Annotated in this window: 9 protein-coding genes; 7 read left to right on the plus strand and 2 right to left on the minus strand. The window is 51.9% G+C overall.

Going from position 1 to position 11,581, the window contains the following annotated elements:
• Positions 1-134 precede the first annotated feature (134 nt).
• The 4 genes from H7F31_RS05760 (at position 135) to H7F31_RS05775 (ending at position 4,944) form a co-directional block, all read left to right on the plus strand.
• Complete coding sequence (locus H7F31_RS05760; RefSeq protein ID WP_222622740.1) at positions 135-1,262, plus strand: extracellular solute-binding protein; 1,128 nt, start codon at positions 135-137, stop codon at positions 1,260-1,262.
• 5 nt (positions 1,263-1,267) lie between these two features.
• Positions 1,268-2,950: an ABC transporter permease gene (locus H7F31_RS05765; RefSeq protein ID WP_187103389.1), complete on the plus strand. Its 1,683-nt coding sequence runs from the start codon at positions 1,268-1,270 to the stop codon at positions 2,948-2,950.
• Positions 2,947-4,182, plus strand: a complete 1,236-nt coding sequence (locus H7F31_RS05770) for an ABC transporter ATP-binding protein (protein ID WP_261800321.1) — start codon at positions 2,947-2,949, stop codon at positions 4,180-4,182. Before H7F31_RS05765 ends, H7F31_RS05770 begins: the two co-directional genes overlap by 4 nt.
• A gap of 87 nt (positions 4,183-4,269) precedes the next feature.
• Positions 4,270-4,944: a metallophosphoesterase gene (locus H7F31_RS05775; RefSeq protein WP_187103390.1), complete on the plus strand. Its 675-nt coding sequence runs from the start codon at positions 4,270-4,272 to the stop codon at positions 4,942-4,944.
• A 67-nt stretch (positions 4,945-5,011) separates the two neighbouring features.
• Here H7F31_RS05775 and H7F31_RS05780 read toward each other — a convergent pair whose 3' ends face one another.
• Positions 5,012-6,343, minus strand: a complete 1,332-nt coding sequence (locus H7F31_RS05780) for a glycoside hydrolase family 28 protein (RefSeq protein WP_187103391.1) — start codon at positions 6,341-6,343, stop codon at positions 5,012-5,014.
• 2 nt (positions 6,344-6,345) lie between these two features.
• Positions 6,346-7,212, minus strand: coding sequence for an AraC family transcriptional regulator (locus tag H7F31_RS05785; protein WP_187103392.1), 867 nt, complete (start codon positions 7,210-7,212; stop codon positions 6,346-6,348).
• 185 nt (positions 7,213-7,397) lie between these two features.
• On the opposite strand from H7F31_RS05785, the gene H7F31_RS05790 reads away from it, so the two are divergent.
• The 3 genes from H7F31_RS05790 (at position 7,398) to H7F31_RS05800 (ending at position 11,581) form a co-directional block, all read left to right on the plus strand.
• A complete protein-coding gene (locus tag H7F31_RS05790; protein WP_187103393.1) occupies positions 7,398-8,645 on the plus strand; it encodes a response regulator transcription factor in 1,248 nt (415 codons plus the stop codon).
• A 16-nt stretch (positions 8,646-8,661) separates the two neighbouring features.
• Positions 8,662-10,458, plus strand: a complete 1,797-nt coding sequence (locus tag H7F31_RS05795; protein WP_187103394.1) for a sensor histidine kinase — start codon at positions 8,662-8,664, stop codon at positions 10,456-10,458.
• Positions 10,459-10,822: 364 nt separating this feature from the next.
• On the plus strand, positions 10,823-11,581 hold the full coding sequence (locus H7F31_RS05800) for an ABC transporter permease (RefSeq protein WP_261800481.1): 759 nt from the start codon (positions 10,823-10,825) through the stop codon (positions 11,579-11,581).

Genomic DNA, 11,581 nt, shown 5'->3' on the forward strand with positions numbered 1-11,581 from the left:
TTATCTATACATATTTCAATATTTCTATAGTTTATTTAACAATGGTTTAATCTTTCTCTAATCTGTCGTTGATTTTTCGTTGATAAAGTAACCGTGTAAGCAAAAACTGCTGACGAAAAGGTGGAGAAAAACGAATGAACGTTTATCCGATTCAATGGAGAAGAGTAACGACAGGCATAGTGCTGACATCTATGTTGACTGTACTTGCGGCATGCGGAGGCAATAATGGCGCGGAAAACGGCAATAAGTCGGAACCCGGGGCAGCTCCGTCGCCGACTGTTGCGCCAACTACGGAGGCGGTTGCAACGGAAGAGCCGGCTGTTGAAGATGCAGGCAAGCTTGTTGTGTACCTGAACGATTTTGACGCCATCATCGCCGATATGTTCAAGGAAGCAACCGGGTACGATGTAGAGCTCGTAACGGGCAACGGCGCGGAGATCATGTCCAGAATCGAAGCGGAAAAAGGCAATCCTCATTGGGACATCGTCTGGGCGGACATGATGCCGTCCATTCACGGCTTGGGTCTGCAAGGCCAACTGCTGGAAGGCTGGGAGCCGGGAAATCTGTCGCAGGTTGCCGAAGACTTCAAAGCGTACATTCCCGAGAACAAAACATATTTCCCTACCGGCGCTCATGCTTCCGGCATCATTGTATACAACAAAAACTTCTATACCGAAGAGACGGCTCCAAAAACTTGGGCTGACTTCGCCAAAGCGGAATACAAGGACCAAATCGCAACAGCCGACCCTGCCATCGCGGCTCCGGCCTATCCGTTTGTTGCGGCGCTCTTCGACAAAGCCGGCGGAGTAGAAGAAGGCAAGGCGTTTTTCGACAGCTGGTTCACCAACGGCTTGCGCGTTTATCCGAAAAATCCGCAGATCGTACAAGCGTTGTCCGGCGGTGAAGTGAAGCTGGCAGCTTTGCAGGAATCGAATGCGTACAGCATGGTTAACAATAATGAGCCGATCGGCATCATTTGGCCCGAAGAAGGCGCTCCGGCATCCGTGCGCGTAGCCGCTATTCAGAAAAATACGAAAAACCCGAATGCAGCCAAAGCGTTTATCGAATTCCTGCTGGATGCCAAAACGCAACAACAGCTAGTTGATGAAGGCGAAGAAGCTTACTTCGATCCCGCCGCCCAAGGCGTGACGGCGAGACCGGACCGCGCCGCGAACGCCAAGCTGATTGCCGCGGATGCCGCGTGGGCGTCGCAGCATGAAGCGGAAATCAAACAATGGTTTGCCGACAAAGCGGTTAAGTAACGGCCATGTTCAGGCTTACGAATGAACGGCTTGGTTGGCTGGTCAGCATCGCGCTGCTGATTCTGGTCCTGTACCCGCTCCTGGCGGTGGTCATTCAAGTATTGTTGCCCGGCGTCTTCTTCGGGAATTGGGTTATAGGCGATCTTAGTCTGCTTCTTGAAATATTCAAACGTCCGTTATGGCAAAAATCGCTCGAAAACTCGTTGCTGCTGGGTATTGGCACCACTCTGATCGGCACGCTGCTTGGCGGCGTGCTGGCCACGGTTCGATCGACCTGGCGCTTCCCCACTGCCGGCTTGCTTGATGCCGCCGTCTGGTTGCTGCTAATCATGCCTTCATTTATTCTGGCGCAAGGCTGGGTTATGTTTTCGGCGCAGCAAGGGCTAGCCGTAAACCTGTTCGGCTGGGACTGGGTGCCGGGTGCGGTATTCCAGCCCGCCGGGCTGATTGTAATCATGACCTTGAGCAAATTCCCGCTCGCCTACCTCAGTATGAAAGCGGCGATGGAATGGAAGGTGCAGCAGTTGTCGGATGCCGCCAGGCTGGGCGGCGCTTCGCCGATCAAGGTGTGGGCGACGATTCAGGCGCCGCTGCTGCTGCCGGCACTGCTGGCCGGAGCGGCGCTGGTATTTATGGACACGATTGGCGACTTCGGTCTGCCGTCTTCCATTGCGGCTATCTACCGCTTCCCGACGTTGCCGTATTCCATCTATTCGGCTCTGTATACATCGCCCATTCGGTTCGATATGGCGGGCGTATTGTCCTTCTATCTGGTGCTGCTGATCAGCGTCGCGATGCTGTTGCAATTTGCGGCCATGCGCCGTTCCCGCTTCGACTTTATGTCGGGCGGCGCGGTGCCTTCCGTGCCAAAGGAGGCGGGCAAATACCGCTGGCTGCTTGCTGCAGGCAACATCGTTTTCCTGCTTGTCATCATTGGCATTCCGATCGGCTCAAGTCTGATGATGTCGTTTATGCAAGCGCAGGGAGGCGGCGTAAAGGCGGAAAACCTGACGCTGGCCAACTATGCGGCGTTGTTCGACGGCGGCTTCCAGCTGCTGCATGGTCTCGGGCGTTCGCTTATGATCGCGGTATCCGCGGCTGTTATCGGACTTGTTGTTGGTTTGTTGGTTGCCTTTGTGTTGACGTATTCGCAGTTCCGGTTCCGGCGCGGCATTGAGGTGCTGTCGCTTGTCACCCTGGCTGTACCGGGCGTCGTGCTCGGCATCGGATATATTTTTGTATGGAATCAGCGCTGGTTGGAACCGCTGGGCTTGTTGCTGTATGGCAAACCGGCCATCCTGGTGCTTGCGGCGATTGCAGGAGCGATCCCCGTCATTACGCGGATTATGGTAGGGGCGATGGCCAAGGTGCCGCAATCATTTCTTCATGCGGCAGGTTTGCAAGGCGATTCGCTGCTGCGCCGGATCAGGCGCATATTGCTGCCGCTGATGCGGGGAGCGCTGCTGTCCGCGGGGTTGGCGGCATTCGGCGCCAGCGTGTTTGATCTTGCGGTCAATTCGGTATTGTTCCCGCCCAATTACATCACATTCCCTGTAGCGATCAACAAGTCGTTCGAGGATATGCGCTTCGGCTATGCGTCGGCGGCAACGATATTGGGAGGCGGAGTTGTGGTGGCGATTATATTGGTTATTGAACTGTTGTTCAGAAGAAAGGAGGCGCGTTCATGAATATCAAGTCGCGATTGTCAGCGGTGTTCACGGGCGTTGCTGCCCTTCGGACGGGGGCCGTGTCGATACCGGCGGCATCTCTGGCTCCGGTATCGGCCAAAGATGCTGCCCGGGTTTCCGCCGGAAAAGAGAAGGACCAGGCTTCGGTATTGCTGGACATGCAAGACGTATCCAAGCAATATGGCGCATTCCGGGCGCTGGACGGTATTTCGTTCCAGATGAAGGAAGGGGAAATCATAAGCGTGCTGGGGCCCTCAGGCTGCGGCAAGTCGACGCTGCTGCAATTGGTGGCCGGCTTGGCCAAGCCGGACGGAGGCGCAATTCGGCTGGGCGGCAAGGTAATCGCTTCTCCCCAGACGATGATGCCTCCCGAGAAACGCGGCATTAACATGGTGTTTCAGGATTATGCGCTGTGGCCTCATATGAATGTGGAGGACAATATCGCCTACGGCCTGCACCGCTTAAGCAAAGAAGAGAAGCGGGAACGGGTAAGCGAATTGCTGAAGCTGATGCGGCTGGAAGGTCTGGCGCATCGGCTGCCGCCGCAATTGTCGGGCGGGCAGCAGCAACGCGTCGCCATTGCACGCGCGCTTGCGACCCGTCCCAAGCTGATTCTGCTCGACGAGCCGTTGTCCAATCTGGACATGAGGCTGCGAATCGAGATGCGCGCGGAGATGGCGTATTTGTTCCGCCGCTTGGGTACAAGCGTGTTCCATGTCACCCATGATCCGGAAGAGGCGTTCTCGATGGCGGATCGGCTGCTCATCATGCGCAAGGGCAATATCGATCAGATCGGTACGCCGCAGGAATGCTTCAGTCGTCCCGCCAGCCGCCATGCCGCTTCATTGTTGGGCGCGATCAACCGGCTGCAGGGCACGAAGGAAGGCACGTCGGGAGGCACGGCAATCCGTTTACCTTCGGACGGCGCGATATACGGCATATCCGGCGCGGAAGCTGCGGATGCGCAGGTCGGTTCCGCCATGGAGCTGCTATTCCGTCCGGAGGATCTGGTTCTGACGGAGGAAGAAAGTTTTGAAGCCGAAGGCAATAATAAGCTCCGTCTGCGCATCCGTTATTGCACCTTCGAGGGCAATCGCTGGAGATCGGCCGCGGATACGACCGATGGTCAACCGCTGTATTTGTTGACGGACTTTCCGCTCGATGCCGATCAGCAGGTCGTGGCGGCGCTGCCCGCTTCCAAGTCGTTTCTTTATGCCAAAAACGATGATTAGAACGGGTTTACGGGACTGAGAAACGGCTTGCACGCCGTCATGGAACGGCGTCAACCGTTGTTAACCAACTATCGAAGAGGAATGTTCATGATGCAGTTCATGCAGTTTAAGCCTACAACATCGCGACTATTGGTTATATCGGATATTCACGGCCACGAAGAAGGTTTGGCGCAGCTGCTGCACCGCGCGGATTATTGGCCGCAAACGGACAAGTTAATTCTGTTGGGGGATTACGTGGATACGGATCCGTCCACCTGGCGGACATTGAATACGGTTGTCGATCTTGTGTCGCAAGGAGCCGTCGCGCTGCAAGGCAATGCGGAGCGAAGTCTGCTGGCTTCAGGTCCTGACTTGGCGGGCCGGCTGTCGCCTCATATGCTCGACTGGATGGAACGGCTGCCGCTGTATTGGAGCGAAGAGACCTATTTGTTTGTACATGCGGGCATTCGGCATGGGGTGCCGCTTGAGCGGCAGACCGCAGAGGATTTGACCGAAATTCGGGATGACTTCTGGAATCGCGAGCCGGCGGGGGGGCAGACGGTTGTATTTGGCCATACGCCAACCTTCAAGTTAGGCTCCCCGCCGGGAGAGCTGTGGTTTGCGCCTGGCAGAATCGGAATCGATTGCGGAGCCAAACATGGGAAACGGCTGGCGTTGCTCTCTCTTCGGGATGGAATCAGCTACAGCTGTTCGACACATCCGGAACGAATGTATACGGATTGGCGTATCGAGCGCATGAAGATGCATCGCAGCACAAGATAGGCGTGAAACGCCGCCTGACATGGGCCATATCGGCACGCTCGCAAGGCTGTCCGCAACCTAAGCTCGGCTACTCCAGCCGCCAGTTGCGGCAATGGTCCTGCTGCACCGGAGCGATGCCGGATTGCAGCGGGTTATGGTAGATGTTCCGCGCGTAACCGTCTTCGATATGGCTGAGGTACAATAAGCCGCGATCAAGAATGGCGACGTCCGGCTTGTCCTTCCGGAATGTCATTCCATTCATATATAATCCCCGCACATGGGCGGCAACGAATTGATAGGGCTGAGCCGCATAGTTGAACGCATCGGGATCGGCATCGCAGCGGCTGGTACCGGTTGCCTTGGTCATTTGGCTGAAATCTGCTTCTTCACCGGTGATGCAGCTGGTAAAGTTGTTGAAAGTAATATTCTCGATGGGATGCTCGGCCGTCCCTTCGATGAAGATGCGTCCCGGTCCCGTCAATATAATATTGTCAAACACGATATTGCGGATGGAGACGGGTTTGGAAGATTGATAATAACGCGGCGTTATATCGATTAGGAAAGGGAACTTGAACGCGGCATGAATAATCAGGTTGGAGAACACCAGATTCTCGTACGGGCCGCCATCCTTCAAGTAAAGAGATAATCCGATCGTCGAATCGTGCACGACGCAATTGGCGATCGTGACGTTGCGGATCGGCCCTTCGCTTTCGGTGCCGAATTTGATCGCCTGGCAACGCGAACGCAGGACACAGCCCGACACAGTCACATTCTCGCATGCGAAACCGTCAATGCTCTTGAATACAATGCTGTCGTCGCCGGACTCGATATTGCAGTCGCTGATCTGAACGTTGCGGGAACCGTCAATGCCGATGCCGTCCGTGTTAATGCGGTTGCGATTATTGCGAATCGCAACCCGGCTGATCATCACGTCTTCGCTCTGCTGCACATGCAAGGTCCAGCTGTCGGAGTGCCGGATCGTAATGCCGTCGACCCGTACCCCGCTGCAGCCGGTGAACAGCAAAGTGCCGATGCGCATCGGTACCAGACGGTTCTCGGGAAACCATAAATCCTCTGTGCCGCCCCCGTTTATTTCCCCTTCTCCGGTAATTCTGCAATTGCTTACTTCGCGAGCCAGCAACAAAATATAAGTAGCGCGAGGCGGATTGGTATATGCTTCATAACCGACGGGAGGATACAAGCTCATGTCGGACGAAGCGCGAATAACGGCTTGCATGCCCAGATGCAGATGAACGTTGGATTTAAGCATCAGCGTCCCCGTTACGTAAGTCCCCCGGGGCACATACACGGTTCCGCCCCCCGCCTCGGAGCAGGTGTCGATGGCCTGCTGCAACGCGTATTGATCAAGCGTCTCCCCGTCTCCCGCAGCGCCGAATTGTTTGACATTATAATCGTACATGTTCAGTCGTCCTCCTTGCGACGGAAGTCCCCTTTCGATTCCGACAACAGCTTGCGGAATAATGTGGGGCTTGTGCCCGTCGATCTTTTGAACATTCTTTCGAAATGAGCCAGGCTGCCGAACCCCAACATGCCGGCAATCGAAGATACGGAATGCGAGGTTGAGCGCAGCAGCTGCCGAGCTTCCAGCAGCCTGACATGATGGATGTAATCAATAACGGAAAAGCCGGTTGCGCTCTTGAACAAACGGGACAGATGGTAACGGCTGAGCGCGAATCGCTCGGACAACTCCATAATCGTAATGGATCGTCGGTAGTGGGCATTCAAATATTTCATAATTTCGGCAGCCCGATCATGAAGGGCAAGCGTTCGATGGTCTGCGGCCGGCTGATGGCGGAACAACGTAATCATAAGCTCCGTGACCAAAGCCTGCATCATATTGCGGGAGCCAGGCTGCCCGCTCTTCCGCTCTTGAAGCAGCCGGAACAACAAATGTTCGACCGCCGCCTGCTCTTCCCGAGTTAATCGCAGCACGGAGCTCCCCCTATGGAATAGCTCCGCCGCGTCAATCTCGGTAAGCGGCAGCAACTGCAGACTTTGTTCGTTCAACATGACGAGGAAACGTTGATGTTCGTTCACCGATGCGGCTATGGTGCGATGGCGGTCATAGGCATTAATGAGCACAAGATCGCCTTTCTTCAGATGATAGGTCGTCTGATTCAAATAAAGAAAACGTTCTCCCGCGTACAGATAATAAATTTCATACGTATTGTGCGCATGAATGCTGGCCATACTGCCGGACACGGCAAATTCGTCCAGACTGATCCGCAAGTCGTCCTGAATATAAGTAATTTGATTATGGGTACCCATGGATGCATCACCGGCTTGATTATAACCATTGCCTGCCTGAAAAGAAAGCAATCAGCTTCAATCCATGCGCACAATCGGTTGCATGACCGCCGATTTCGCACAATCGGTTGTAAATGAGGAGCGGGGCATTGTCTTGCTATGCGCCAGCATGTACAATAAATTATTCGTTAGGAGGCGATGCCGCTATGAAATATCGATTGCTGATCGTGGATGACGAACGGGAGGTCCGGGAAGTACTGTCGGAGATTGTCGATTGGAGCGGCCTGGGGTTCGAGGTCGTTCAGACGTTGAAGGACGGCAGAGATACGATTGCTTATCTGGAACAACATCGCGTCGATGTTGTATTGTCGGACATTAAGATGACATTCGAGTCGGGAATCGACGTGGCCAGATTTATTAAAGAGCGGCAATTGCCGGTGAAGGTCGTATTGTTAAGCGGTTATCAGGAATTTCAACTGGCGCAAGAGGCGATTCGGTATGATGTAAGCGATTACCTGCTCAAGCCTACCGATTTGGAGGAGTTATACCGCGTGTTTCGGAATCTCAAGCAAGAGTTGGATTCCGGGGCGGCGGCCAAGCAGGCCGAGCGCCAGGATCGGGAGCGATTTGCATCGTATTTGTTATTCCAATCGGACTCGGCGGCCGAAGAGATCGCCCGGCACCTAGAGCAGCTTAACACCGCCGTTAACCCGATGCGGGAGCCTTGCGCCTTGCTGGAAGTAACGGTCGCCAAGGATAACGGGGAATTGTCCAAAGCGGATGTAGCGAGCAGCAAGAAGCTTCTGGCCAATACGGTGGCGGGCCAGTTCCCATCTTGGCTGATGCTGTTGGATAATCGCGAAATGCCTCCGTATTACGCCGTTATATGTATGGCCTCGGAGCATCAGCAGCTTCACGGCCAGATCCAACAGTCCCTGCAGAGGCTCAATGCCATTACGGCGCTTAAAGCACAATTGGTTGATTTCCGGAGATTTGACAACCTCGCGCCGCTGCTGGCAGAATACCGGATCCGCAATTTGCTGGGTGCGCCGCCCGCCGTGAAATCGGAAGCGGAGGCCGGACCACAGCGGCGGGACGGCAATGCGTTCCCAGGTAGCGGCAGTCAGCCTAGCGGCGGCAAATGGGCGATCCGCCAGGCCGTCGCTTATATCGAGGAACATTACAGCCAGAACTTGTCTCTGGAGTTGGTAGCGGGCCAGGTTCATCTCAATCCGGTTTATTTCGGGCAGCTGTTCAAGCAAGAGACGAAAAAGAACTTTTTGGATTACTTAGTCGAAATACGGATGGAGCATGCCAAACAATTATTAAAGACATCTTCGCTGAAAATATACGAAATATGCGAACGTGTGGGCTACAAAGATATTAAATACTTTTACAAGTTGTTCAAGAGGGAAGTTGGAATTACACCAACCGAGTACCGAGACCGTTGCTGATCAGAGGGGGGATGACATGGGAGGCTGGAAGAATGTATGGAACGACATAAAAGCTTATAAATTCAACAGCATCTTATTTCGAAATTTTTTGACGACAGTTTTGTTATTAATGGTGCCGATTGGCGTTGTCCATCTTTTGGTTTACGCTTACAACGACGAAATGTTAAGGGAGGAAATTGAAAGAACGAACATGTCAGAGCTCGAGAATGTGCGCGATGCGATTGATAATTCGCTTCTTGGTCTGGAAAATGTCTCTCTTCAATTGGCAGGACATTCGGACTATTCCTCTATTATGAAAGAGGAGTTTACATATCCAATGTCGACATCGCTTATCCAGAAAATTTATCGGATACAAGAATCAATGCGCACAGTCCAAATGGCGAATACTTATTTTGGATCGATTTTATTATATTTGGAACGCAGCAATTTTGTCATTACAAGCTCGAACGGTGGGCAGATCAATAAATATGATACCAGATGGTGGATGGATTCTTACCAACGGCAAAAAACGTCTGAAAGCGGATGGATCGAGTTTTTGCATGGCGGTACACAAGAGGACACAGAGGTGTCCATCGCGCAATTTCGACAGCTCCCGATCTTTGATGTCAACCGACAGGGAATATTACTTATTTCCATTGATATGAACCGTCTCAAACGATTGTTAGGTCTTCTGTATACGGATCAAAGGTTATATATACTGGATTCCGCAGGCAATATTGTGTACGCTTCGCAGCACGAGAATTTGCACCGCCTCTTTGCCGATACAAATCCGCAAGTTGCCGCCCTTGTTGATCATGTTCCATATTCGGATATCGTTAAAATAGAAGAGTCGGATCAGGTTATTTCGACGGTTTCCTCCGCCTATCGCGACTGGAAGTACGTGTCGATCGTACCGCTAAATCATTATTATCCAAAGCAAGTGAGGTTTAACGAGTTTATGACCCTGTTAGTCACACTGGCTGTTGTGTCCAGCCTTCTGTTCGCCATTGTATTGTCTCTGCAAAGCTACCGCCCGATCAGCGGAATTCTATCTTTGCTCCATTCGGGAGACAAGGCGAGCACGGGAGTGCGACAAGGTAAGTTAAATGAACTCAAATTGATATCGGCCACGATCGCAAATTCCAATGAGAAGCGCAGGGAGCTGGAGCAGGAACTGAAGCATCGTTACGAATTATTGCAGAAGTCCCAGGCGATAGCCCTGCAAGCGCAAATCAAACCCCACTTTTTGTATAACACGCTTGAATCGATCAATTTGAGGGCGATGCGTCTGACAAAAGGCAAAAACGATGTTTCAGAGATGATTCAGACTCTGTCGCGGCTGCTGCGTTTAAGTCTGATGACGGGAGAGGATATGATCTCGCTCCGGACGGAATTAGAGCATGCCCGATTGTATATACAAATTCGCCAGATGCGCTTGGATGAACAACTTGAAGTGACCTGGCTTGTGAATGACGATATTCTAGATTGTGCCATGATTAAATTGACGTTGCAGCCAGTATTGGAAAATGCGATTAATCACGGGATCGGACCGTCACCTAGAAGCGGGGTAATCAGCATCATCGGGTATGCGAAACGGGAAATGATTGTACTCAGGATCAAAGACAACGGAGTAGGAATGTCGCGTACTGTAGTGGATCGTGTCAATCAAGGTTTTCTGCAGTCGCCGATCAATGAAAATGAGAGTATAGGCCTTCGGAATGTCAATCAAAGAATCAAGCTCATGTTCGGCAGTGAATACGGTTTGCGTCTGGTCAGTAAAGCAGGGAAGGGGACAATTGTTGAGCTTCGCTTGCCAAAGAGAAAGCGGACGTGAGTCGTGCGAGGTCGGTTAATCGCAAGACATTGCCTACAATCTATTATTTGCCCTACCTCCAAACAAATGAAAACCTTTACATTCACCCGTTAAACATAACGTTTAACGGATTTTTTGCTTGTCAGCGTTTCTTTATAATTTAGGAAACAGACAGAAAAGGTGTGATACGGTGAATCCCTCAACAACCCACAAACAACAAATAATAGCGGTGTCCAATTCGGAGCGTTTCGTTCGGTACTTGCGGCGGAACCTGTGGCTGTACATTTTTCTGATTCCTGGATTTTTATACTTGCTCATTTTCAAGTATGTCCCGATGGCCGGAATTGTGATCGCTTTCAAGGATCTCAGCTTAACGAAAGGAATTATGGACAGCAACTGGGTAGGATGGGCACATTTCCAAGCCCTGTTTGAATCCAATAATTTTTATCGTATATTACGGAATTCGTTGCTGCTCAGTTTATACCAGATCATTTGGGGATTTCCTGCTCCGATCATACTGGCACTCATGATAAATGAAGTGCGACACATGTTGTTTAAACGATTATCACAAACGGTTCTTTATTTGCCTCATTTTATATCATGGGTTGTGTTGGCCGGCATTGTTATGAATTTCTTGTCTCCTTCGACCGGTATCGTCAACCATGCTTTGAATGCTTTCGGCTTTGATTCGGTGGCGTTTCTGCTTAAGCCCGAATTGTTCCGATCCATTATCGTTAGCGCGGAAATCTGGAAGGAGGTCGGCTGGGGAACGATTATTTATTTTGCGGCAATGGCGGGCATTGATCCGACCCTCTATGAATCGGCGACGATAGACGGAGCTAATCGATTTAAAAAAATGCGCCATATTACGATCCCGGGCATCTCTGCTACGATCGTGATCTTGCTGTTGTTGAAATTGGGAAATATTCTTGATAACGGATTTGAACAAATTTATTTGCTCTACAATCCGACTACGTATGCTACGGGCGATGTATTTGAGACATATACCTTCCGGATTGGTTTGCAGCAGGGGCGGATATCCTACGGTACGGCAGTTGGTTTATTTAAAGCGGTAATCGGTTTTGCGATGATCTTGCTGGCGAATTCCATGGCTCGAAGAATAAGCGGAAAGTCAATTTGGTAG

The organism is Paenibacillus sp. PAMC21692, from assembly GCF_014303795.1.
In the GTDB taxonomy this organism is placed as follows: domain Bacteria; phylum Bacillota; class Bacilli; order Paenibacillales; family Paenibacillaceae; genus Pristimantibacillus; species Pristimantibacillus agaridevorans.

Bases quoted from the DNA above. Each gene is read 5' to 3' on its own strand.
- H7F31_RS05780 (WP_187103391.1), bottom strand. From the start codon at position 6,343: ATGTACGATTATAATGTCAAACAATTCGGCGCTGCGGGAGACGGGGAG.
- H7F31_RS05775 (WP_187103390.1), top strand. From the start codon at position 4,270: ATGATGCAGTTCATGCAGTTTAAGCCTACAACATCGCGACTATTGGTT.
- H7F31_RS05790 (WP_187103393.1), top strand. From the start codon at position 7,398: ATGAAATATCGATTGCTGATCGTGGATGACGAACGGGAGGTCCGGGAA.
- H7F31_RS05800 (WP_261800481.1), top strand. From the start codon at position 10,823: ATGGACAGCAACTGGGTAGGATGGGCACATTTCCAAGCCCTGTTTGAA.
- H7F31_RS05760 (WP_222622740.1), top strand. From the start codon at position 135: ATGAACGTTTATCCGATTCAATGGAGAAGAGTAACGACAGGCATAGTG.
- H7F31_RS05765 (WP_187103389.1), top strand. From the start codon at position 1,268: ATGTTCAGGCTTACGAATGAACGGCTTGGTTGGCTGGTCAGCATCGCG.
- H7F31_RS05770 (WP_261800321.1), top strand. From the start codon at position 2,947: ATGAATATCAAGTCGCGATTGTCAGCGGTGTTCACGGGCGTTGCTGCC.
- H7F31_RS05785 (WP_187103392.1), bottom strand. From the start codon at position 7,212: ATGGGTACCCATAATCAAATTACTTATATTCAGGACGACTTGCGGATC.
- H7F31_RS05795 (WP_187103394.1), top strand. From the start codon at position 8,662: ATGGGAGGCTGGAAGAATGTATGGAACGACATAAAAGCTTATAAATTC.